The organism is Metamycoplasma hominis ATCC 23114 (genome assembly GCF_000085865.1).
Lineage (GTDB): Bacteria > Bacillota_I > Bacilli_A > Mycoplasmatales > Metamycoplasmataceae > Metamycoplasma > Metamycoplasma hominis.
Map to the genome: position 1 here is coordinate 50,973 of NC_013511.1, position 25,846 is coordinate 76,818.

Genomic DNA, 25,846 nt, shown 5'->3' on the forward strand with positions numbered 1-25,846 from the left:
ATGTCCGATTTAGAAAAACCAATTATTAGAGAAATTTCAATAAAAGAAGAACCAAACAAAGATCAAAACAATCAAACAAATTCGTCAATTTTTAAAGAAAAACACGTATTTAAATTAAAAAATTTTGATGGTCCGCTTGATTTGTTGGTTTCTTTAATTAAAGAGAAAAATATAAGCATTTTTGATGTTGATTTATCTGAATTAGCAAATCAATATCTTGAAATAATTCATAGTCTTCAATCTTATGAAGTTGATATAGCAAGTGAATATCTAGTTATGGCTGCACATTTATTACAATTGAAAGCTAGAATGGTATTGCAAGATCCAGAAGTTGAAGAAGAAATTAGACAAGAAAAAAAGAGATTGCTTGAACAGATTGCTGAATATGAAAAATTCAAAGAAATTTCTTTGCTTTTACGTGAACAAGAAGAAAAAAGATCTAGATTGTTTTCAAAAGAACCAGAAGACACACAAGATTTCGTAAGAGATATTGATGGTTCGATTCTTGATGGACATTCCAATAGTTCAAAATTAGTTGTAACTTTAAGAAAAATGTTTGAAAGAACATATGCTGAACTGATTAGAAATATTACTATTTCAACAATAGCAGTGAGTCCCGAAGAACAAAAAGAAAGAATTATTAAATTATTTAAAACAAAGTTGCAAGTAACCTTTAAAGATGTTTTTTCTGTTCCAAGTTTGGGGCACTTTGTTATTACTTTATTGGCAGCATTGGATTTAGTAAGACAACAAATTATTGAAATTTATCAAGAAGAAAATGAAGGCGAAATTCATTTTAAGAAAGGGGCTTTATATGAAGAATAAAATTATTGAAGCTTTGCTATTTATTCAAGGCTCTGAAGGGTTAAGCAGTGAACAAGCACAACAAGTTTTCAAATTGAATACAATTCAAGAAGCAAGACGATTATTAAGGGATTTTAAAACATACTTTAATAACTTGGAAAGAGGAATAAAAGTATTGGAATTCAATGATGTATTCAAGTTTTTAACTATTGAAAGTGTCAAAGATTATATTAGCGATTTAGTAACTATTACTAGAAAACAAAGATTATCAAATGCTGCAATTGAAGTTGCGGGTATTGTTGCTTATAAACAACCTATAACAAGAGGCATGATTTCAAACATAAGAGGTGTTGTAAGCGATGGAATTGTAAGTAGTTTATTAGAAAAAGGAATTATTGAAGAAGTTGGAGTAGCTCAAACTCCAGGCAACCCCATTTTATATGGAATTACTAATAAATTCTATGATTATTTCAAAATAAAGACCTTAGGAGAATTGCCTCCTTTTCCTGAATTTAATAAATATAGCAGTGAAGAAGAGGAAGAAATTGATAAAGACTTCAATTTGTTTGATTCTCAAAGACCAGAAACGGACAATGATGGAGTTTTAATTTCTAATGAGGGGGCAGAATATGATAAATTTTAAGGCTAAAAAGGATGACGAAGGTCGTATCCTTTTTAAATACTTGGTAAAGGTTTGCGATAATGTTCCAATATCTAGAATAGAACGACTTTTTAGAGAAAAGGATATCAAGGTAAATAATATACGTGTAAGCGATAAACAATACAAAGTCAAAGAAGGAGATTTAATTTCAATTTATGGATTAATTGAAACTTCCAAACATATTGACAACAAAGCTAATACAAACATAAATTTTAAAGTTATTTACGAAGATAAAAATCTTTTAATTATAGACAAAGCGCCAAATATTGCAATGCATTCTGAAGAAAATTGTCTAGATGATCAAGTTTTAAAATATTTAAATTTTAAAAAAGTTTCTTCGTTTAGACCTGCTTCGATCGGCAGAATAGATAAAAAAACTAGCGGTTTGGTTGTTTATGCAAAAAACTACAAAACTCTAGTTGAATTCGAAAATAAACAAAATAAATTTGACAAAATTTACCAATTTGTAAGTGATTTTGATGAAGATGTTTTGGATATAACAGTAAGACTAAAAAAAGATATTAAAAACGAAAAAATGATTGTCGATAATAATTTTGGAGTTAAAGCACAGACAATATTTTATAAAGAAGGAAATAGAAAATTTGCCAAGATAATAACAGGCAAAAAACATCAAATTAGGGCGACATTAGCATATTTAAAAACACCTATTTTAGGAGATATTAAATACGGCGGAAAATTTGCTAAAAGAATGTATTTACATTCATATTCAATAAAATTTCATGATCTTTCTGATGATTTTAAAGAATATAATGAACAAGTATTCATTTGCTATCCAAAATGATAAAAATGATTAAGGAGTTAACATGGAAAAAGAAGAGATTAAAAAATTGGCTAATGATCTTTTATTTGAACCAAGTGAAGAAGTTATTAAATTAACTAATAACTTGCTTAATTCAATAGAAAAAGGTTTAAAAGATTTAGAGGAATTTGACTTACAAGACATTAAACCGATGTCGCATATCAATGAATCACCAATTTGTTTTGAACAACTAAGAAGTGATGAACCGGATAAAAGTTTTTATTTGAATAAACAAGATTTATTAAATAATGCATCTGAACATGATGAAAATTACGTAATTATGAAGAAGGTAATAAATGATAAATAAAGGTAATGTAAAAGAAGCAATTTTACAATTAAATGCTGATAAAAATAATGCGGTATCATTTGTTTTTAATGATGCTCAATTAAAAGAACAAGGACCGCTTGCAAATTGTGTTTTTACAATTAAGGACAATTATGCAGATTTGAATGTTATTGAAAGCGCTTCAAGCAGATTTCTTTCTAATTTTAGACCTTCATATCAATCTACAATCTTAAAATTATTAAATGAAGCAGGAGCAACGTGCGTCGCAAGAACAAATTTGGATGAATTTTGTATGGGCGGCAGTGGAGAATATTCATGCAATGGATTAATAAAAAATCCTTTGAATAGTAATTATTTAGTTGGGGGTTCTTCATCAGGCGCCGCTGCGACTTTTTCTAAAAATATTTCGTTTGCAATTGGATCGGATACAGGCGATTCAGTTAGAAAACCTGCATCAAATATTGGTGAGGTTGGATTTAAACCAAGTTATGGTGCTATAAGCCGTTATGGATTGTCTGCTTTTGCTTCGTCATTAGATACAGTTGCATATTTTACACATAATGTTCAAGATGCAATAATTCTTTCGTCAGTATTGTTTAAGCAAGATTTAAAACATGATTTGACATCAGTTGATTTGTCGTTTAATGCAGATAGTGTCATTGAAACAAAACCACATAAAATTGCTTATTTGGATTGTTTTGACAAATTGGATATATCTGTTGCTGATGCATATAAAAAATTATTGAATAAGCTAGAAAAAATGAATATTGAACTTGTAAAAATTTCAATAAATGAAAAGTTACTGCAAGCCATTGATACTGTTTATAAGGTTATTGCTTTTTCAGAATCTTCATCTAATTTAGCAAATCTTGTAGGTGTTGAATTTGGCAATAGAATTACTGGCAATTCTTGAGAAGAAACATTTAATTTATCAAGGACAGAAGGTATTGGAAAAATGGTTCAATCAAGAATGATTTTAGGATCTTATTTTTTAGAAGATAATAATCAAATAAAGTATTTTGTTAAGGCTAAAAAAATGAGAAGGTATTTAAGCAATTATTTCACTAATGTTCATAAAAGCGCAGATATATTTATCTATCCAGCATCTAACATGTCCGCTCCTCTTATTGGAAAATCATATGAACCAAGTTATATGGATTATATTTTAACAAATTCTAATTTGACAGGAAATCCTTCTTTGACATTAAAATTAGGAATTGACAAAAATAATAATCTTCCATTTAATTTGGCAATTGACGGAGAAATATATAAAGATTGCAAGATGCTAAGCCACGCATTATTTATTGAAAGAGTATTGGAAGGTGAAAAAAATGAATAATGATTGAGAAATAGTTATAGGAATTGAAATTCATATTGAGTTAAATACCAAGACAAAAATGTTTTCTCCAGTTCAAAATGAATACGGAGATGAAGCCAATACAAATGTTTCAAATATAGACCTTGCCTATCCTGGAAGTTTGCCTCTTTTAAATTCTAGTGCCATAATTAAGGCAATTAAATTAGCTAAGGCGCTAGAAATGGAAATAGACCCATTAGTTAGATTTGACAGGAAAAATTATTTTTATCCCGATTTAACAAAAGGATATCAAATTACTCAACAATTTCATCCGATTGGTAAAAATGGTTTGATAAGGGCAAAGGTTCAAAATTCATGAAAAACTTTTTCTATTGAAAGAATTCATATGGAAGAAGATACTGCTAAATCAATTCACGAAAATGGTTTGACATATTTAAACTATAATAGATGTGGAGTTCCTTTAATTGAAATAGTTTCTAATCCTGTAATGCACAGCGCAGAGGATGCGATGGCTTATGTTGAAGCCATAAGACAAACAGCATTAGTTTTAGACATTAGTGATGCAAAATTAAATGAAGGAAGTTTAAGGACTGACGTTAATTTATCAGTAAGAAGAAAAGGAGAAAACATCCTTAATACTCGCACGGAAATAAAAAATTTAAATTCTCTTTCGAATATTAAAAAAGCAATTGAATATGAATCTAATTTCCAAATTCAAATGTATGAAAACAATTTAACTTTTAATCAAGAAACAAAGCGTTTTGATGAAAAAATGCAAAAGACTGTTTCAATGCGTTCAAAAGGTGATGCAATTAGTTACAAATATTTTCCAGATCCAAATTTACCTTATATTCAATTGCAACAAAAATTTATAGATGATATTAAAATAGAAGAAATACCATATCAAAAAGAACTAAGATATCTAAAAAATGGCTTAAATCAAGTTCAAATATCTCAATTGTTGAATAATATTTCTTATGCAAAATATATTGATAGTATAAACTCAAAAGATTTTAAAAAAGCCACAAATGTTTTCTTTTCTGACATAGTTACCTATTTAAATAGTAACAATAAGAATATTGAAAATTTATCATTTAAAGCAGATGATGCAAGAAAGGTTGTCGAATATTTAATTGATAATAGGATTAATAAAAATAATATTGTTGAAATTATCAAAATTAAAGATCAAAATCCAAATTTAAATATTGAATCTATTATTAAAGACAATGGCTTTTTAATTGAAATAAAAGAAATTGATTTGAACGAACTAGTTCAAGAAATATTAAATGAAAATCCAAACTTGGAAACTGAATTTAAAAACAATTATAACCGTGCCCAAAAATTTATGCAAGGTCAAATAATGAAAAAAACAATGGGAAAGGCAAATCTAAAAAATCTTGATGAAATAATCAAAAATAGGTTCAATAATGAGTAAAAAATGAAATCCAAATAAGCTACCTACGGGTTGAAAAGTTGATGAAGATCAAGCAAATAGAAAACCAATAACTATTTCTTCAACCCAAATTATTGCAAGAAAAAAACGAAACAATATTTTAGAAAAAATTCTTAAGTGAATTATTTACGGAATTATTTTTATAGCAATACCTAAATTTATTAAAAGTTCAAAGACAAAAGGAAAAGAAATTGTAAATTCTGCATATGAAAAAATAAATTCAAATGAATTTTCTTTTGTCCCCGCTGGATATGCAATGTATCTATTTTTGTCTTTTATTCCAATCTCAATATTGATGCTTGGAATTATTGGATCGGTTGATGAAAAGTATGAAGTGGTGCTAAAGAATGTAATTTTGGGACAAATTATTCCCGGAATTTCAGAAGTAATTCCATCATTTAGTACGTTATGAGGTTCTACAGGCAATGCAATTGCTTTAATCTTATTTGCACTATCAGTATTAATTTTAGCATCTAAGGGATATTCAAAATTTATTTTTTCAATAGATGCTTTATATGAACACAAATCTCCATTCAGAGTGTGAAAATCGAGAATTAAAGGATTCATAGTAAGTGTCTTTGTCTGCTTGATATTGTCTTTAATTTTACTAGGGCTAACAGCCTTTATGGTATTTTTAATTGATAAAGTAGGACTTGGAAAATTTGATGCCGATATTAAAAAGATGAAATTAGCAGATTTTAATTTAACTACAGAATTTTATTTAATATATTGATTTACAACAATTTTGTTTTTACCTGTATTTACTTATTTAGGATTTCTATTTTATTTTGTATATGCCCCAAATTTTAAATTGAAAATGTCGCAAGCACATCCTGGGGCTTTGATAGCAGCAATACCAACAGCAATATTTATTTTGATTTTTGGTTCATTAACATCCTTAATTCCTTATAAAAAATTTGGGATAGTTGCTTCATTTATGTATATTATTTTATTATTGAGTTTTACTTCTTATTTTATTTATATGGGAATTATTGTTAATTCAAGTTTTTATAAAACTTTTATTAATTTACCAACTGTAGAAAAACATTCATTTTGAAAAAAACAAAAAATCTCAATTTAAAGTCATTTGATTTTTTCGCTAATTTTTCATTATTTATAGTTATTAACGACATTTAAAATATAATTATTATAATAATTAATAAAGCAAAGGAAATATATGAATAAATTACCCGGAGGGTTAAGACACTATATTTATTGGGCTCGGTCACAGACAAATATTTCATATCGTAAATGAAACTCAAAACGTATTGCGTTTGTGGGTGTTTTGATTGCTATTTCAGTTGTCTTTTTTCTAATAAGTGTTAGAATCATGCCCATAAGTGCCTTACCAAGTATAAAATTTAGCTTCATTGGTTTGCCAATAAAAATAACTGGTTTTATTTTTGGACCAATTGTAGGTATGATAACTGGGATATTGGCGGATATAATTTCATTTGCTCTAGTTCCAACTTACTATAATGTTTTGTATACAATAGCGGTTGCGGTATCAGGATTTGTTCCCGGGTTTGCTGCGTACTATTTTTTCAATATTAATGAATTGTTTTTTTCAAGAACGTATAGAATTTTTAAATACAAAGAAACAATTGATTATTTTAAAGAACAATATGATATTGCACTTACAATAGGTAACTCTGAAGATATGCAATATTTTTCAGAAAAAATTGCTTTTTATGAAGTCAAGATCATAATTTTAGAATGTAAGAAAAAGCCAATTGCCATGATTAATTTTTCATTTATTTCAACATTGATAATATTGGGTATTCAAGTGTTGATAATTCTTGCAATTTTTTCTAACCTAGATCCTTCAATATTTGAAAAAAATAGATTTGTTAAAAACAAAAAATTCTATATGTTCTTAACTTCTATAGGATTTATAGGAATGATGATTTTTGTTTCTCTATATAGAATATTTTTAAAGAAAAAATTTGAAACCTTTTTAGAAATAATGGCAATAATTTCATTTAGCGCTGTTTTAGAAATAGTAAATGTTATCTTATTGGCGTGAGCAGATACTTCTACATTAAAGACGGATTTCTGGGTTAATTTTACTGCTCAAAGTCTCTTTAGCCCCGTCAAAATATTTTTTAATTTAGCAATAATATTGGCAACGTATAAAGTTGTTGCACCTTTAATTAAATCAAAAGAAGGTGGACATTTATAATGAAAAAAATAGCAATAAGTTCTTTAAAAGTTACCAATTTAAAAAGTATTAATGTTGTAAATGAACAATTTAAAAACTTAATTAATAATCTATCTTTTACACTTAATGCAAACAATATATTGGGTTTTGTAGGTGGAGATAGCGAAACAAATAATTTAATATTTAATTATTTAACTAATAATACAATAAATCCTAAAAGATATCAAGGCTACATTGAATTTCAAACAAACTTAGGTGAATATTCTTCAATATATAAGAACTCAAATTATCAAAATAACATAGCTTTTGGTTTTTATAATGATATTTTAAATAATGATTTAAATGAAGATAATAGCTATAGAAATATAAAAAAATATATTAACCACGGAGCAGTTATAGGGGCACTAACGGAAGAGTTTGTTTCTCAATGAAAACCAGTTTTTCAAGATTATAAATTATTGCTTCAAAGCGAATTTGCAAAGTTGCAATATGGTGTCGAAATTGAACTCGGAAGTAAATTAGATGACTTATTCAGTGAATTAAATCAATTTGATTTGCGAAATATCGACGCTAAAAATTTAAAATTTGATACTCTTTTTAAGAAATTTAAAGATATAGAAATTTTATATAGAACCCATGAAATGAAACTATTCGCATTTGTTAATGCAACTATAGCAAAATATAATAAGGGGTTATCGTTTTTAAAACGCAAGGAATATTTAGACAGTAAAAAGGAATACGAAGAGGTAATAAAAAAAATTTATAAGCCTTTTTCAAAGCCCAATAGATTTTTAAATCGAGTAAGATTTTTTTCTAAACTTTTAGAAACAAAAAAATCTTCAAAATCGTCTATTAAAAAATTTGTAAATAAATTAAGGCGTGATTTAAATATTGAAAACTATTATTACAAATATGAGTTAAAGAAAACAATAAAACAATCTTCGTTTATTCACTTTTATAAAAATCTATATTTTAATGGTCTATTATTGAAATTTATAAATAAAAATTTAAAGGCCATATTAGGGCTAAAAGAAGCAAAATCGTTTGAATTATTGTATGAAATTTTTGATTTAAAAAACAATATTACAAATGAAGTTAATGTAATTTCAAACATTGATAATCAAAAAGAATTAAAGAATGAAATAAAGGCTGTAATAAAAAATAATTTTTTAAATGATGTGATGCCATATATTGAAAGAATTAAGGCGTCTAGTTATGAACACACTCAAGAAGTTATTAATGATGTTACAAGAGAAATTCAAACGTCTAATAACTACGATTTAAACATAGGCGAGTTTGGCCTTGCAAACAAAGCGTTTGAAAAATTAAAAACGGTTGAATCAAAATATAAAGATGCAAAAAATGAATATTTTTGAAATTATAAAACTGAAGGGAATGCCATTTTAAAGGAAACAAAAAAAGTTTTAAGAAATTTTAATAAATATTCAAAAATAAACTCACATAAATTAATCAAATTAAAACTAAAAATTTTTAATTTGATTAATTTAATAAAAATTAAGGAATTTAATAATTCAGTTCTAAATGAGCAAGTAAAAAAAATAAAAGAAAATCTACAATTTTTAAAAATTTTAAGAAATGAATTTGATTCTTATAAATATGTTGTAAGCGATTTTAAAACGGCATCAAAAAAACAAATAAAACTTTTTGTTTCAAAAATTAATATTTACAAAATTATTGCAAAGGCAAATATTGACGTTAATTTTTTAGTAGAGAAATTAGGCTCTTTAAGCGATGATGAAAAAATTAGATTAGAGTGCGAAAAAATTTTAATTAATAATCCTTCACTTATAATAATAGGACCCAATATTTCTAAATTACCATATGAAAAGCAATGTGAAACATTGAATCAATTGAATAAATTTGTTTTAGACAATCACAAAATGGCAATTTATTTCTTAGACAATATAAATATTGCTCAAAAAATAACTACAGATTTATATATTATAAATTCATCAAAAATTATTGAGCAAGGAAAAACTAGTCAATTAATAAGGAACCCAATAAATCCTATAGTCAAAAATATGTTAAATTATAAAGACGAGAAGACTCAAGAGGATTTAAGCTTTTATATGTCTCAAGAAGACAATATGGAAAATATATACAAATATGAAATAGAGCCATGCCACTTTGTTTGATGCACATGAAGTGAATTAAATAGATGAATAAACGCAAATAATGTTAAAAACAAAGAGCTAATGAGTTTATTTATTCCACAAAATACTTTTCAAAGTAAAGGAAATAAAACAATAGACAATAAGGAACCATTCGAAGAAACAACGCTTATAAATTTAATCGATGACGAAGATAACGAACTAAGGAATTTGAACATGGAAAAAACTTTTAATCATAAAATAGTTGAAAAAGACAGATGCAAAAAATGAAATGATATGAAGATTTTTCAAACTCACGATGAATCTAAAAAACCATTCACCATTATTTTGCCACCCCCAAATGTAACCGGCAATCTCCATATTGGCCATGCCCTAGACAATTATATTTCTGATACAATAATAAGGTTTAAGAAGTTACAGGGATATGATGTATTGTGACTACCAGGAACAGATCATGCAGGTATAGCAACTCAAGCAGTAGTTGAAAAGAAACTAGCTTCCCAAAATATCAATAAATATCAATTAGGAAGAGAAGAATTTATTAAAAAGGTTTGGGAATGAGTAGATGAATATTCAAAAAATATTCATAACCAATGACAAAAATTAGGTTTGGCCCTTGATTATGGTTTTGAAAGATTCACTTTAGATGATAATTCTAATGAAGCTGTATTAAAGGTATTTATTGAACTTTATGAAAATGGTTTAATATATCGTGACAAAAAAGCAATAAATTGAGATCCTGTATTAGAAACAGCTCTTTCTAATATAGAAGTAGTACCAAAAGAAACAAAGCAAAAGATGTACTACATAAAATATCCAATTAAGAATTCAGAAAACTTTCTTGAAGTAGCCACAACGAGACCCGAAACAATGTTCTCGGATGTAGCTTTAGCAATAAACCCGCAAGATAGTAGAGCAAACCAATTAATAAAAGAAATAATAATACATCCATTAACAAACAAAGAAATTCCAATTATTTTATCAAACAAAATAGATCCTAATTTTGGTAGTGGAATAATGAAAGTTTCAGCCCATGCTGTTGATGATATTGAAATTATTATTGAAAATAAACTTCCAATAAATGAATGTATCAATAAAGATGGGAAATTAAATGATTTAGCAGGTGAATTTAAGGGATTAGATCGCTTTGAAGCTAGAGAAAAAATTGCACACTTATTAAGTCAAAAAGGACTTTTAATAAAAGAAGAAGAAGTAGTTTCTAATATTGGATATAGTGAAAGATCAAAGGCCCCAATTGAAATTTTAGTTCAGCCACAATGATTTGTTAAGATGTCAGAATTTTCAAAGATGCTTTTGAAGGATTTACGCAGTGACGAAGGAGTAAAAATTTTTCCACCACGTTTTGAAAGTACACTAGAAAATTGAATGGAAAATGCTCACGATTGAACAATTTCAAGACAAATTTGGTGAGGGCATCGGATTCCCGCTTGGTACAATGAACAAAATGAAATTAAAGTTCAAATTCAAAAGCCTGAAGGAAATTGAAAACAAGACGATGATGTTTTAGATACTTGATTTAGTTCGGGACTTGCACCATTTGTGTTTTTAGGATGGCCACAAGACAAGAGCAAATTAAAACGTTATTTTCCTACAAGCTTATTAGTAACTGGATATGATATTATTTTCTTTTGAGTAGCAAGAATGTATTTCTTTAGTTTATATTTTATGGATCAAAAACCTTTTGAACATCTTTTATTACATGGATTAGTTAGAGATTCACAAGGAAGAAAAATGTCTAAATCGCTTGGCAATGGAATTAATCCAATTCAAGTAATTGATGAATACGGTTCTGATGTTTTAAGAATGTCTTTAATTTTTAATTGTACACCTGGCCTTGATATTAATTACAGTGATGAAAAAATCCAAGGTGCTAAACTATTTGCTAATAAATTCTGAAATATAGCTAGATTTGTTGAAAATATACCTGTTTCGATAACTGAAAAGATTGATTTTAATAAGTTGGATGAATATGATAATTGAATTTTGAATGAATATTTAACATTCAAAAAAAATATTGAAGATGCCATGGATAAATATGAGTTAACTATTATTTATAAGCATATTCAAGATTTTGTTGTTGACAAATTCTCAAATTGATATTTAGAATTTTTAAAATTTAAAGAAAATTCATATTTAATACATTATTTATTCAAACAAATATTGATTTTATTGCATCCATTTATGCCGTTTCTAACAGATTATGTTTTTGAAAAATTATATCATGAAGAATTGCTATGCAGCAATCTTCAAACTTTTGCCTTAAATAAAGAAAGTTCAAACAATACTCCTAAAATTATTTCTTTAATTACTGCCTTAAGAAAATATAGGGAAGATAAAAAGATTTCAAAATCTATTGAATTATTCTTCTATTTGAATAATCTTGTATTCAGCAGTATAGATTTAAAAATAATTAACAAATTAAGCAATTTTTCTTGAAAAGAAAATCACGATTTTTCACTAAAAACAGAAAGTTTTGAAGTATTTATAATTCAAAGCAAGCAAGACAAAGAAAATGAAATTCTAGAATTAAATAAATTAATTGAATTTAGTCAAAAAGAAATTGAATTTAATGAAAAATTAATCAATAATCCTAAATTTATGGAAAAGGCTAATAAAAATACAATCAATGAAAAATTAGCAAATTTAAAATTGCATAAAGAAAAATTAGAGTTTTATAAAAACCAACTTAAAGAAAAACAAGAAAAAATAAATTAATTAAAAACAAGATAAGAGTTTTTTAATAAACAATTATCTTGTTTTATTTTTTACTGTTATAAAATTGCATTAAAAATTATTATTTGTCTTGAATTGCTTCTATTCCAGGTAATTTCTTTCCTTGGACAAATTCTATTGATGCTCCACCGCCAGTTGAAATAAAACTAAATTTATCTTGATAACCTAATTTGTTTATTGCTGTAACAGAGTCGCCTCCGCCAACTACTGAATAGCAATCTCTATTTTGAGCAATAGCGGTTGCAATTCCTTTTGTTCCAGCTTCAAAGTTACTGAATTCAGTCACTCCTGCTGGGCCATTTCAAAAGATAGTTTTAGCATTTTTAATAATACTTGCGAATAATTTAATACTTTCTGGTCCAATATCTAATCCCATATTTCCGTCAGGAATATCAGGATTTTCTGGACTTGTAAATTTAGGAGTTTTGTCAGCAAATTCATCTACATAAGCATTGTCAATTGGCAAAACAATTTTATCTTTATATTTGTTTAAATATTCTTTTGCCATTTCAACTTTATCTTCTTCAAAAATAGAAGTTCCAATTTCTCTATTTAAGGCTTTTTGGAATGTATATGCCATACCACCAACAATTAAAACCTTATCTGCTAGTTCAAATAACTTTTCTAGAACTTTGATTTTATCACTTACTTTTGCTCCACCAATTATTGCAACAAAAGGACGTTTAAATCCTACTAATAATTTTTGAAGGTGTTCAACTTCATTATTCATTAAAAATCCTAATGCTGATTCTTTAGAATATTGTGAAATTCCATATGTTGATGCATGTGCTCTATGCGCGGTTCCAAAAGCATCATTAACATACACATCGCCTAGACTTGCTCAATATTTTGCAAGATCTTCATCATTATTAGACTCTGCTTTATTATTTAAATCTTGGAAACGAGTATTTTCTAAAACCAAAATTTCTCCAGGTTTTAAGTTTTTAGCAGCATTTGTAACTGCTTCACTTCTATTTTCGTTAATAAATTTAACGTCTCTATTTAATAATTGCGCCAATTTTTTAGCTACAATTTCTAAAGATTTAGTTTTCTTGTCTTCTTCTGTTTTAACTCTTCCTAAATGAGATAGAATGATTAAAGAAGCATTTTTACTCAATATGTATTTGATTGTTGGCAATTCTTCATCAATTCTTTTTGTGTCCATAATAGTATTGTTTGAAATAGGAACGTTAAAATCAACTCTTAAAATAACCTTTTTGTTTTCTAATTGAAGGTCTTCAATGGTTTTCTTCATTTTATCTCCTTGTGTGTCTTGTATGTTTTATATAAATAAAAATAATATTTTGTTTAAATTTATATAATTATAAAGAAAAAAAGTTATTTTAAAATCAACTTGGGAGATTAAATGGCAAAAATTTTAAATGCTCAAAAGCAAAAGGACACAAGAACTCTTAGCTATGATCCTGAAAAAGACAGCTTGACTTTGCTAATTTCAGAGTTTCAACTTTACAATAAAAACACCAAATTTATTAATGATTATTCAGAAATGGAAAAATTTCATTATTTTAAAGAATCTAGATGAATGAAAACAATGGATGAAAAATTACAAGATCAAGTGCAAGAATTTTCAAAAAGGCAAAAAAAATTAAATGCCAAATATAAAAGTTACATTGAATATTCTAAATGGTCTGAATCGCCATATGCAACAAAAACTAAACCGCTTACAAAATGAAATAGAATCATTATTATTTCGGTTTTCATTATTTTAGTAATTATCATGTTGCTAATCGTAATTGGCTTGAATAAATTGTGATAAAAACGGAGGTATTGACATGGAAATAAAACTATTAATTGTTTTACTAGTGTTGCTAGCAGGTGTTATTATTTTCATAATTGCTAATTATTCAATTACTTGAATTAAAAACAAAAAAAATTAAAAAAGTAACAAAAAGGTTTTGGGTGAATCTACAAAAATAAGAATTATTTATCAATTAAAAGAAGCCCTTGAATTTTTATCAAAGACAAAGACTGGTGCAATTATCACCATCGAAAATAAAGATAATCTTGATTTGCTAAGAACTGACGGCGTAATATTAAATGCTAACATTTCTGCTTCTTTAATTATTTCTATTTTTAATAAACACGCTCCACTTCACGATGGTGCAATAATTATTAGAAATAACAAAATTTATTATGCTGCCACATATTATAAAATAACAAAAAAATCAATTGATAATAAATATGGTGCAAGACACCGTGCTGCTATGGGTATTTCAGAAATTTGTGATGCTACAACTATAGTTGTTAGTGAAGAAAATGGCGGAATTACAATAGCTAAAAACGGAACTTTTAGCCCTGTTTTACTAGAAAATCTACAAGAAAGATTAGTCAATATTTTTAAGGATAATAATTAAAAAAATAAAAATTTTGAAATTATTAAAAAAGTATGGTAAAATGTATTTCGCAATTTGAAAAAAGCGATCGTTAAATTGCTCAAATTGCCGCTTAAAAAAATAAATATTATAGTTATATAATATACTCTCGCTCTTTTCTTATATTTATAATAAACCCTTATTTATTTTATACACATATACATACAACCCTTATTTTTTATATTTCCTTAACTTAGAACTTGAAGTTCAACTTATTATTAAATTAAATAATCAAAAGCTTATATTGTTCGATTTTTAGCGAGAGTAATCTTATTTTAAAAAATATTTCTTTCAAAATAGTAAACAAAAATGTTTGCTATTTTTTAATATTTTTGTTTAAAATATATAAGTACATAAATATCACTATTTTATGGCCAAAATTAAATCATTTACATTAAAAAAATATTTTTTTTGTTAAAATTACATTGCTATAAATGCGCGCTTTTGGACAGGACATAGTTGAAAGGCTATGCTAAGGTAGGTTAAACGCGTTTAATCAAAAGATTTAATAAATATTAAAAAAATTAAAATGTAATTTATTGAAAGGAAATTATTATGGCAAAATTAGATTTTGACCGTTCAAAACCACACGTTAATATTGGTACTATCGGTCACGTTGACCACGGTAAAACTACATTAACTGCTGCTATTGCAACAGTATTGGCTAAAAAAGGTCTAGCAGAAGCTAGAGACTACGCTTCTATTGACAATGCACCAGAAGAAAAAGCACGTGGTATTACAATTAACACATCACACATTGAATATCAAACAGAAAAACGTCACTACGCACACGTTGACTGTCCAGGACACGCCGACTATGTTAAAAACATGATTACCGGTGCTGCCCAAATGGATGGAGCAATTTTAGTTGTTGCTGCTACTGATGGTCCTATGCCTCAAACTCGTGAACACATTTTACTTGCAAGACAAGTTGGTGTTCCAAAGATAGTTGTATTTTTAAACAAAATTGATATGTTTAAAGATGATGAAAGAGAAGAAATGGTTGGACTAGTAGAAATGGACGTAAGAAGCCTTCTATCAGAATATGGTTTTGATGGTGACAATGCTCCTATTATTGCTGGTTCAGCTCTTAAAGCATTACAAGGAGATCCAGAATACGAAAAAGGTATTTTGGAATTAATGGATGCTGTTGATACATACATCGAAGAACCAAAACGTGAAACAGACAAACCATTCTTAATGGCTGTAGAAGACGTATTTACAATCACTGGTCGTGGAACTGTTGCAACTGGTAGAGTTGAACGTGGTGTTTTACAATTAAACGAAGAAGTTGAAATTGTTGGATTAAAACCAACCAAGAAAACAGTTGTTACTGGTATTGAAATGTTCCGTAAGAACTTAAAAGAAGCACAAGCCGGAGATAACGCTGGATTATTGCTACGTGGAATTGACAGAAGCGAAGTTGAACGTGGACAAGTTTTAGCAAAGCCTAAGACAATCGTTCCTCACACACAATTCGAAGCAACTGTTTATGTTCTTAAAAAAGAAGAAGGTGGACGTCACACACCATTCTTCCACAACTATAAACCACAATTCTACTTCCGTACAACAGACGTTACTGGTGGAATTGAATTCAAACCTGGACGTGAAATGGTTGTTCCTGGCGACAACGTAGAATTAACTGTTACTTTAATTGCTCCTATTGCTATTGAAGAAGGAACCAAGTTCTCTATTCGTGAAGGTGGAAGAACTGTTGGTGCCGGATCAGTTACAAAAATTCTTAAATAATTATCAAAATTATTAAAAGAAATTTTGAATTACAAAATTGGATTTGTATAAAGCAAGTCCAATTTTTTTATATTTTATTTAGTATGTTTAAATTGTAAATATTGCCGCTTTTATCTTCTATTATTAATTGTTAATAAAAAAAAAGTAACCATTTGTTCTTTAAAAAATGCCCCCCCCCCCCTATTTTTTAATTATTTTATTAACTTTTTAGTTAATAAAAATAAAATTGATTAATTAAAAATATAACTAAATTTCCATTTTTAATATAGGAGAACGAATGAATGAAAAAAAGAAAAAAATTGCCATTCCATTGGCAATTTTGTGCGGCGGTTTAGCAATTGCTACAACAGCGCTTATTGCAATAAAGGCTCGCCGTCATAAAATTGCAAATCAATCGCAAAAAGAAAATTTATTGCAAAATTTTAAAAAATTACAAAAGCAATTAAATGAATTGCTAGGATATAAAATTGTTAATGAAATAAATGTTTTTCATGAACAAGAAGTTTTGCAAGGATCACTAAAAATTAATAATAAATCTGAAACCAAAGCAATTGAAGAAGAAACTTTAAGGTTAAAAGATGCTATTACTTTATTAATATCAAAAATAAAAAATCAAATAAATCAAAAAGAATTGGAATTTGCTAAATTTAATGAAATAAAAGATAAATTGCAAGAATATATCAAAAACGAGTTATCGAAACAAGAATACGAACATATTAAACAAAATATCGAAAATGAATTAAATAAATATACTCCAATTAGTCTTGAATCAACTTTAATCGAAATACAAAATGCAACAAATAATCTAATTAAATTGTTAAATGAATCAACCAAAGAAAAAGATAACATTGATAATTTAAATGCCAAAGAACAATTAAAAGCATCTATTTCTCAAGCAAACCAATTATTGCCTCAATTAAGTGACAATGATAGTGAAATTGCAAAAGCTAAAAAATCATTAGATGCTGAAATTAAAAATGCAAATCAAGCAGTTGCCTCAAACAATACTGCTTCAATGCAATCAGCTAAATCTTCATTAGATGCAAAAGTTGCTGAAATTACTAAAAAATTAGAAACATTCAATAAAGATAAAGAAGCTAAATTCAATGAATTAAAACAAACAAGAAATCAAATTCAAGAATTTATAAATACAAATAAAAACAATCCAAATTATTCAGAATTAATTTCACAATTAACTTCAAAAAGAGATTCTAAAAATTCAGTAACTGATTCTTCAAACAAATCAGATATCGAATCAGCAAACACCGAATTAAAACAAGCTTTAGCAAAAGCAAATGCTGACAAAGTTCAAGCTGATAATTTAGCAAAATCAATTAAAGAACAATTAAACAACTCAGTTTCTAATGCAAATACATTATCAGCAAAATTAACTGACAAAGATAATACAATTCAACAAGCAAAAACTGAATTAGAAAAAGAAGTTCAAAAAGCAGATCAAGCAATTAAATCTAATAATACTGCTTCAATGCAATCAGCTAAATCTTCATTAGATGCAAAAGTTGCTGAAATTACTAAAAAATTAGAAACATTCAATAAAGATAAAGAAGCTAAATTCAATGAATTAAAACAAACAAGAAATCAAATTCAAGAATTTATAAATACAAATAAAAACAATCCAAATTATTCAGAATTAATTTCACAATTAACTTCAAAAAGAGATTCTAAAAATTCAGTAACTGATTCTTCAAACAAATCAGATATTGAATCAGCAAACACCGAATTAAAACAAGCTTTAGCAAAAGCAAATGCTGACAAAGTTCAAGCTGATAATTTAGCAAAATCAATTAAAGAACAATTAAACAACTCAGTTTCTAATGCAAATACATTATCAGCAAAATTAACTGACAAAGATAATACAATTCAACAAGCAAAAACTGAATTAGAAAAAGAAGTTCAAAAAGCAGATCAAGCAATTAAATCTAATAATACTGCTTCAATGCAATCAGCTAAATCTTGATTAGATGCAAAAGTTGCTGAAATTACTAAAAAATTAGAAACATTCAATAAAGATAAAGAAGCTAAATTCAATGAATTAAAACAAACAAGAAATCAAATTCAAGAATTTATAAATACAAATAAAAACAATCCAAATTATTCAGAATTAATTTCACAATTAACTTCAAAAAGAGATTCTAAAAATTCAGTAACTGATTCTTCAAACAAATCAGATATCGAATCAGCAAACACCGAATTAAAACAAGCTTTAGCAAAAGCAAATGCTGACAAAGTTCAAGCTGATAATTTAGCAAAATCAATTAAAGAACAATTAAACAACTCAGTTTCTAATGCAAATACATTATCAGCAAAATTAACTGACAAAGATAATACAATTCAACAAGCAAAAACTGAATTAGAAAAAGAAGTTCAAAAAGCAAATCAAGCAATTAAATCTAATAATACTGCTTCAATGCAATCAGCTAAATCTTCATTAGATGCAAAAGTTGCTGAAATTACTAAAAAATTAGAAACATTCAATAAAGATAAAGAAGCTAAATTCAATGAATTAAAACAAACAAGAAATCAAATTCAAGAATTTATAAATACAAATAAAAACAATCCAAATTATTCAGAATTAATTTCACAATTAACTTCAAAAAGAGATTCTAAAAATTCAGTAACTGATTCTTCAAACAAATCAGATATCGAATCAGCAAACACCGAATTAAAACAAGCTTTAGCAAAAGCAAATGCTGACAAAGTTCAAGCTGATAATTTAGCAAAATCAATTAAAGAACAATTAAACAACTCAGTTTCTAATGCAAATACATTATCAGCAAAATTAACTGACAAAGATAATACAATTCAACAAGCAAAAACTGAATTAGAAAAAGAAGTTCAAAAAGCAAATCAAGCAATTAAATCTAATAATACTGCTTCAATGCAATCAGCTAAATCTTCATTAGATGCAAAAGTTGCTGAAATTACTAAAAAATTAGAAACATTCAATAAAGATAAAGAAGCTAAATTCAATGAATTAAAACAAACAAGAAATCAAATTCAAGAATTTATAAATACAAATAAAAACAATCCAAATTATTCAGAATTAATTTCACAATTAACTTCAAAAAGAGATTCTAAAAATTCAGTAACTGATTCTTCAAACAAATCAGATATCGAATCAGCAAACACCGAATTAAAACAAGCATTAAATACCGCAAAGGCTAAAAAATCAAGTATAGATAATGAATTAAGGCCTCTAAAGAATGACTTGCAAAGTAAAATTGAAGAGTTTGGGCCTATAAGAAATACTAATTTTTCATGAATATCTAGCAAGTTAGAAACTACTAAAAATAAATTAGCAGAAGAATTAACAAAAGCAGATGCAATTAAAAATAATCCATCAAGTTCTAAACAAGCATTGAAAGATTCTTCACAACAAGTTCAAAAATTAGGAAATGAATTATTGAAGACTATAACCGAAGAATTTGGAAAGGTTGAAACTAAAAATAGTAACATCGGATATAGATTGTTTAAATTGGCACAAGCTGAACAATTTAATAACAGTGATGTTGATAAATTAAAGAACGCTTGAGAAGAAAAACAAACTCTACTTTCAAAGAAACAAAAACTAGGCAATCAATCAACAAAAGATTATTTAACCCAATTATCTACAGAAATGAGCACTCAAGAATCTACAATTAAAAAAGTTATAGTAAATATTCAAGCACATATAAGAAATAACCTTAACTCACAATATAGATTAGAAGCTGACAAGCTTATTGCCAATATGAAGAGAGGTTATGGAGATAAAGTTGGTATAGAAAGCTTACAAAAATGACAAGATCTTATGGACGATAGTGTGTTGAGTGTAGATGATAGTTTGAAAGACGACTTTAACAAAGCACTTAGAGTATTAGTTGGAGATTACACTAAAAACCCTCCTGTTTCATCGTGATTTATTAATAAAAGAAATAGAAGCATAGAAAATTATCAAAATCTAAGAAATTTAATTCTAGTAAGAGAAAATGAAATTTTATTAGATAAAGCAAAAGACTTAGATAAAAGAGCAGAAAAAACAATTAAATTTGTTGATGAAAATATTAATAGCCTTGACCAAAGAGCAAAAAGATTAAAACAAGAAATATTAAATGCTAAAAATGACTTAAGTAACTTTACACTAAATCATCAAAAAAATCAATTTACTGCAAAAGATATAACCCCTAAAATTTCTCTATTAGAAAATAAATTAAATGAAATAAATCAATATCTTCTTCCAATAATAAAAGAAAAAGCAGTATCAAAAATATCAGAAATTGAAAAAAATAAAAAAGAACTTGAAGATATTATAAGAAGCAATTTTTATCTTTGAGAAAAAGTTGAAATTAATAAATATATTAGTGAATTAACAAACAAACAAGTAGAATTAAGATCTAATATAAATTTCGAAAATAAATGAGAATCTATTAAAGATACATTAGATAACTTAAATATTAAAGAAAATGTTTCTTTATTAAAAGAAGTAATAATAAATAATTCAAACGCCCAATATTCAATTAATAGAATATTGTCAACAGTTCCTGAATTTATTAAAGTTGCTCAAACAACTAGAAGCAATAACTTGCGATCACTAGCAGAAATACAATTTAAACCCACATTGTTAGACATTGATAAGAATTTAAAAGAAGTAAAGAAAATACTAGACGAAAATAAAACATTAAATAGTGATAACATAGCCAAATTAAATGAAAAAATAAGATTGCTTGTGGATAGATCCCGTGAATTAAAAGAATCATTAAGATGATTTGATAGGCAAAATGAAAATATAAGTGATCAAAGGATTAAAAACAAGTTGGATGAAGTCCGCGAACTTCTTAAAAACGTTTAGTTTTGTAAGGTCTTTAAATTAAATTTAAAATTAGTGCAAAAAGCGCTAATTTTTTATTTTAATGTTAATCAAAAAAATAATTTCGGATTTTATTTTAAAAAAACTTTATTTTTCTAATGTGTTATAATAATAAATTAAATGCTTATTTTTAAGTATTTATATTGCAAGGAAAGGAAAATATGATAAAGAAACGAAGAAGAAAATTAGGATGATTGACCTTTATTGCTGGGGGATTGCCATTACTGCTTTTGTTTTAATAATGTGTAGATTTTGCAAGAAACCTAATAAGCAAATAAAAGATCGAACCTCTTTAAATTTATTTAATAATGCGCAAAGTGAATTGAAAGAATTAATTAATTCTCCAATAGCCAAACTATGCCAAACCGCTATTGAACAAAAAGTTTTAAACGATTCAAATAAAATAAATGAAAAGTCTACTGACGAAGAAATTTCAAAGAATACAGAATATTTAAATAGTTCAATCGCTTTGCTTAAAAATAAGTTAGATCTTGCTAAACAAGAATTAGAAAAATTCAACATGGCTATGTTTCAACTAAGATCATTAGTTAATAATAAAGATAGTAAAAGTATAGATACCAAAAATTCAATCAATGCTTTAAATAATGCTAAAAAATTGCCTTTTAATTCTATTGAACAAGTCAAGAGCGAATCTTTAACTTTGAAAAATAATATTGATGAATTAAAGTTAAAGCTTAAAGAAGTTAAAAAGTCTAGACTTGCAGAAGCCAAGAACAAATTAAAAGCAATTATTGATTCAGAACCTTCTAAAAATGTTGATAGTTCTAGAGAATTGCAAATATTTAATGATTCAAATGTTGAAGCAAAATCAACACTTGAAGATATTGATAAAAAGATTGATGCCGCAATAAGAGCAAACAATGATTTAAATGAAAAAATTCAAAATTATAAATCAGCAAAATTATCTGATCTTGAATCTTCAAGAAATGATTTGTCAAACTTTATTGCAAACGATTTAAAAAATCCTGTATATAAAGAAATTGCAGATAAAATTAATGAAAAGATTAAAGAAGTAAAAGGCGTTGGAAAAAATTCAACAATCAAAGAATTACAAGCAGCCATAAAAACTTTAGCAGATGCTAAAGAAAAAGCAATTAAAGAAAAAGCTTGGATAGATAGAGTTGGTATTAAAAAAGTTTTAGAAATTCAAAGATCTAAAATATTGTTGGTTGATGCTGAATATATTGCAAGATTTTTAAAATCACAAAATGGTGAACCATTTAGACAAAAGAATGAATTTAATGAATATTCAGGAACAGAATTTTTCAAATTAAAAAACGAGTTGGAAAGGGTTTCAAATCTTAAAGATTTAAATTCTCTTGACAGTGTTGATTATAAAGTAATATGAAAAGCTAATGAAGAATTAAAAAAATTTATTCCAATAATTAATAAAGCAATTAAATCATATTTATACGAAATTTTTGAAGACTGATCTGATGTGCTTATTTCAAAACTAAATGTTTGAGATAAATACTGCTATTCGCCAAAATATACTGGTGCAAATGAAAAATTAGCAGCATTTAAAAAGGAAATTCAACAAAAAAATGAAGAACTAAGAGCTAATGCACTAGATGCCAAATGAATGGATATTTGAGTAACTTATTATCCACAATTGTTAAAGCTTCTCACTGTTGACATTCGCGATAAATTTAGAGAAGTTTATATAACTGAAGAAGCAAAGAAAAATAATCTTGCATATCAAGTTGTTGATTTATTAAATAAATTAGAATCATTTGATTTGAACAATAGTAAATTAGATAAACAAGAAATTAAAGATTTTAAAGAAAAATTAAGTGCAAAAAATCTAGAAATTGAAAAATATTTAAGTGACAAAAAGAATTTTGAAAGTTATTATGCATATAACCCTGATTTATGAATGAATAATTTAAGTTATGATATAAAAGAACAAGAAAAAATTTTGAATAATATAAATTCTAAGATTTCTTTAATTGAAGAAAGCTCATTTACAAACCAAGAATTAAAGAATACTTTTGTTGAATTGAAACAAAAATTATCAATATTGAATAAAAACTAAAGGATTAGAAACCTTTTAGGGTTAAAAAAGTATATTAAAAATAAGGCTTAAGAAATGCCTTATTTTTAATTAGTCTGGATTATTGAACATCTTTTAGTTCGTTTAAAATATCATCTAATTCGTGGATATATTGAGATGCAAAAATTTCTTTTTCATAAAACTCAGGAAATTTTTCAATAGGAACAATGTTATCTTCATTGTCTTTTTTAACTTTATAAAATTGTCAATTATAGTAGATATTTTCTCGATTTGTTTCACCCGAAAATATAAGTCTATAAGAAATATTTTTTGAAAGCAATTTTTGTAATTTTTATTTTAATAAAAATTTTGATTTACTTATTTTTTAGTAATTCCTTTTGTTTTTGACCCATTATGTGGCACTTTCTGCATCTTGCTTCATATTCATTATAGTCACCAATTAAGTTTTGCTCATTTGAAGAATCTTTTCTAAAACTTGTTGAAGCAGCATGTTGACATACTACACAAATTGCTTGCAATTTAGTTACTCGTTCAGCCATTGCCATTAAGGCAGGAATTGGCCCAAAGGGTTTTCTTAGATAATCTTGGTCTAGGCCAGCTACAATTACTAAATATCCCTTATTTGCTAAGTCATCAGCGACTTCAATTAATGAATTCCCAAAAAAATGGGCTTCGTCAATTATTATTGCCTTATATTTATCTTGCTTAAGTAATTCATAAACTTCGTTAATGTTTTTTAATGAATGCGTTTTTCTTCTTACGCCACAACGGCTTACTATTTCATCATCAGAAAAGCGATTGTCATATTCAGGCTTTATTAAAAGCGGTAGCATCTTAGCATATTCTAAGGTTCTAACTCTCCTTAATAATTCTTCACTTTTTCCACTAAACATTGGTCCAGTTATAACTTCTATCATTCCATCATTAAATGTTTTATACATTTTTATACCTCAAACTTTTAAATAATAATGTTTTAACATTATAATATAATTATTACTTTTTTAAAGGAGTTTTTATGAGTTTAAAAGCTGGTATAGTTGGATTGCCTAATGTTGGCAAAAGTACATTGTTTTCTGCATTAACATTAAATGAAGCTGAAATGGCAAATTATGCTTTTACTACAATTGAACCTAACGTTGCAATAGTTAATTTAGAAGATCCAAGGCTTTATGAATTAGCTAAAATAGTTCAAACAGAAAAAATTGTTCCTGCTACTTTTCAATTTGTTGATATAGCTGGATTAGTTGCTGGTGCTTCAAAAGGCGAAGGCTTAGGCAATAAGTTTTTAGCAAACATTCGCGAAGTTGATGCAATTGTTCATGTTATAAGATGCTTCGAAAATGCTGATATAATGCATGTTAATAATAAAATTGATCCTATTAGTGATTTAAAAACTATTAATATTGAATTAATATTGGCAGATTTGCAAACTATTGAAAATGTAATTAATAGAATTGGTAAAAAAGCTCAAAATTCAGGTGATAAAGAATTGAAATTTGAATTTGAAGTTGCCTTAAAAATACGTAATGCATTAGAAAATGAAATTATGGTTAAAAATCTAGATTTAAGTTCAGAAGAACAAGCCGTGATCAAATCATATCAATTGCTTACTGCAAAACCTACAATCTATGTTGCAAACCTTGATAGTGATAGTTTTAAAAATCTAGAAAGTGCTAAATATTATCAAGAATTAAACAAATATTTGCAAGACAAAAAAGAAATTTTAATACCTATTTGTATTAAATTAGAATATGAATTATGTAAATTTAATGATGAAGAAAAAGAAATGTTTTTAAATGAATATAACATTGAATGCTCCGGATTAAATTTAATTATCAAGAAAAGTTTTTATTTATTAAATCAAGCAACATATTTTACGGCGGGTAAAATCGAAGCAAGGGCATGAGTATTTAAAAAAGGAATGAATGCTGCTCAATGTGCAGGAATTATTCACACTGATTTTGAAAAGAAATTTGTAAAAGCAGAAGTCATTAAATATGAAGATTATGTTGCTTTAAATGGCGAAAAAGGTTGCAGGGAAGCCGGAAAAATAGCAATTGAGGGCAAGAATTATATTATGCAAGATGGTGATGTTTGCTTTTTTAGAGTGGCAAAATAAAAATTAAAATTAGGGGAAAATACCTAATTTTTTTTGTTGTATTTTTTTAAAATCGTATAATAAAAGAGTAATGATACTTATCATAATGATATGATATGAATTAACGAAATATAAAACTTGACCAAATTTATTTGCTATGGTTTTAAAGTTAATTGCATGATTAAAAAGTTTATTGATATACTATCAAAACTAATACTCATTAAAAGTTTCATTACATCATAAAAATTTTATTAGTCTATATATATTGCTATATAGTATTTTTTGGTATTACATTAAGTTATTTGTAGGAAACGAACT

The 25,846-nt window shown here is 26.6% G+C and carries 17 protein-coding genes and 1 pseudogene; 15 read left to right on the top strand and 3 right to left on the bottom strand.

Annotation, left to right across the window (positions count from 1 at the left end; all coding sequences use genetic code 4):
* The 9 genes from MHO_RS00225 to MHO_RS05140 all read left to right on the top strand — a co-directional run bounded on the left by MHO_RS00225 (position 1) and on the right by MHO_RS05140 (position 12,371).
* Positions 1 to 825: a segregation/condensation protein A gene (locus tag MHO_RS00225; protein WP_012855317.1), complete on the top strand. Its 825-nt coding sequence runs from the start codon at positions 1 to 3 to the stop codon at positions 823 to 825.
* Positions 815 to 1,447 carry an SMC-Scp complex subunit ScpB gene (scpB, locus tag MHO_RS00230; protein ID WP_012855318.1) on the top strand — a complete coding sequence of 211 codons (633 nt, stop codon included), beginning with the start codon at positions 815 to 817 and terminating at the stop codon, positions 1,445 to 1,447. Before MHO_RS00225 ends, scpB begins: the two co-directional genes overlap by 11 nt.
* The gene (locus tag MHO_RS05130) at positions 1,434 to 2,270 is read left to right on the top strand and encodes an RluA family pseudouridine synthase (RefSeq protein WP_012855319.1); all 837 of its coding nucleotides are present in this window, start codon (positions 1,434 to 1,436) and stop codon (positions 2,268 to 2,270) included. Before scpB ends, MHO_RS05130 begins: the two co-directional genes overlap by 14 nt.
* Positions 2,271 to 2,289: 19 nt before the next feature.
* Positions 2,290 to 2,592, top strand: coding sequence for an Asp-tRNA(Asn)/Glu-tRNA(Gln) amidotransferase subunit GatC (locus tag MHO_RS00240; RefSeq protein ID WP_012855320.1), 303 nt, complete (start codon positions 2,290 to 2,292; stop codon positions 2,590 to 2,592).
* Entirely contained in the window at positions 2,582 to 3,910 is a 1,329-nt protein-coding gene (locus MHO_RS00245) for an amidase family protein (RefSeq protein ID WP_012855321.1), read from the top strand. Before MHO_RS00240 ends, MHO_RS00245 begins: the two co-directional genes overlap by 11 nt.
* Positions 3,903 to 5,324: an Asp-tRNA(Asn)/Glu-tRNA(Gln) amidotransferase subunit GatB gene (gene gatB, locus MHO_RS00250; RefSeq protein ID WP_012855322.1), complete on the top strand. Its 1,422-nt coding sequence runs from the start codon at positions 3,903 to 3,905 to the stop codon at positions 5,322 to 5,324. The genes MHO_RS00245 and gatB overlap by 8 nt, the downstream gene beginning before the upstream one ends.
* On the top strand, positions 5,317 to 6,423 hold the full coding sequence (locus MHO_RS05135) for a YhjD/YihY/BrkB family envelope integrity protein (RefSeq protein WP_012855323.1): 1,107 nt from the start codon (positions 5,317 to 5,319) through the stop codon (positions 6,421 to 6,423). Before gatB ends, MHO_RS05135 begins: the two co-directional genes overlap by 8 nt.
* A 96-nt stretch (positions 6,424 to 6,519) precedes the next feature.
* Positions 6,520 to 7,524, top strand: coding sequence for a hypothetical protein (locus tag MHO_RS00260; protein ID WP_012855324.1), 1,005 nt, complete (start codon positions 6,520 to 6,522; stop codon positions 7,522 to 7,524).
* Positions 7,524 to 12,371 carry a valine--tRNA ligase gene (locus tag MHO_RS05140; RefSeq protein WP_232500349.1) on the top strand — a complete coding sequence of 1,616 codons (4,848 nt, stop codon included), beginning with the start codon at positions 7,524 to 7,526 and terminating at the stop codon, positions 12,369 to 12,371. Before MHO_RS00260 ends, MHO_RS05140 begins: the two co-directional genes overlap by 1 nt.
* A 79-nt stretch (positions 12,372 to 12,450) precedes the next feature.
* On the opposite strand, the gene MHO_RS00270 is transcribed toward MHO_RS05140, so the two are convergent.
* Positions 12,451 to 13,644, bottom strand: coding sequence for a phosphoglycerate kinase (locus MHO_RS00270; RefSeq protein ID WP_012855326.1), 1,194 nt, complete (start codon positions 13,642 to 13,644; stop codon positions 12,451 to 12,453).
* Positions 13,645 to 13,755: 111 nt separating this feature from the next.
* Here MHO_RS00270 and MHO_RS05145 point away from each other — a divergent pair, with 111 nt between their 5' ends.
* The 5 genes and pseudogenes from MHO_RS05145 to MHO_RS05150 all read left to right on the top strand — a co-directional run bounded on the left by MHO_RS05145 (position 13,756) and on the right by MHO_RS05150 (position 23,451).
* Positions 13,756 to 14,166, top strand: a complete 411-nt coding sequence (locus MHO_RS05145) for a hypothetical protein (protein WP_012855327.1) — start codon at positions 13,756 to 13,758, stop codon at positions 14,164 to 14,166.
* Positions 14,167 to 14,182: 16 nt separating this feature from the next.
* Positions 14,183 to 14,764: pseudogene (locus MHO_RS00280) on the top strand (diadenylate cyclase).
* A 573-nt stretch (positions 14,765 to 15,337) separates the two neighbouring features.
* Positions 15,338 to 16,531, top strand: coding sequence for an elongation factor Tu (tuf, locus tag MHO_RS00285; protein WP_012855329.1), 1,194 nt, complete (start codon positions 15,338 to 15,340; stop codon positions 16,529 to 16,531).
* A 277-nt stretch (positions 16,532 to 16,808) separates the two neighbouring features.
* Positions 16,809 to 21,377: an Lmp1 protein gene (locus tag MHO_RS00290; RefSeq protein WP_012855330.1), complete on the top strand. Its 4,569-nt coding sequence runs from the start codon at positions 16,809 to 16,811 to the stop codon at positions 21,375 to 21,377.
* Between the two features lie 208 nt (positions 21,378 to 21,585).
* Positions 21,586 to 23,451, top strand: coding sequence for a hypothetical protein (locus MHO_RS05150; RefSeq protein ID WP_012855331.1), 1,866 nt, complete (start codon positions 21,586 to 21,588; stop codon positions 23,449 to 23,451).
* Positions 23,452 to 23,530: 79 nt separating this feature from the next.
* Here the strand turns inward: MHO_RS05150 and MHO_RS05155 are convergent, their stop codons facing one another.
* Complete coding sequence (locus tag MHO_RS05155) at positions 23,531 to 23,749, bottom strand: hypothetical protein (RefSeq protein ID WP_041359585.1); 219 nt, start codon at positions 23,747 to 23,749, stop codon at positions 23,531 to 23,533.
* 34 nt (positions 23,750 to 23,783) lie between these two features.
* Positions 23,784 to 24,371, bottom strand: a complete 588-nt coding sequence (locus MHO_RS00305) for a thymidine kinase (RefSeq protein ID WP_012855332.1) — start codon at positions 24,369 to 24,371, stop codon at positions 23,784 to 23,786.
* 74 nt (positions 24,372 to 24,445) lie between these two features.
* On the opposite strand from MHO_RS00305, the gene ychF reads away from it, so the two are divergent.
* Positions 24,446 to 25,549 (top strand): redox-regulated ATPase YchF, encoded by a 1,104-nt coding sequence (ychF, locus tag MHO_RS00310; protein WP_012855333.1) that lies wholly within the window; start codon positions 24,446 to 24,448, stop codon positions 25,547 to 25,549.
* Positions 25,550 to 25,846 lie beyond the last annotated feature (297 nt).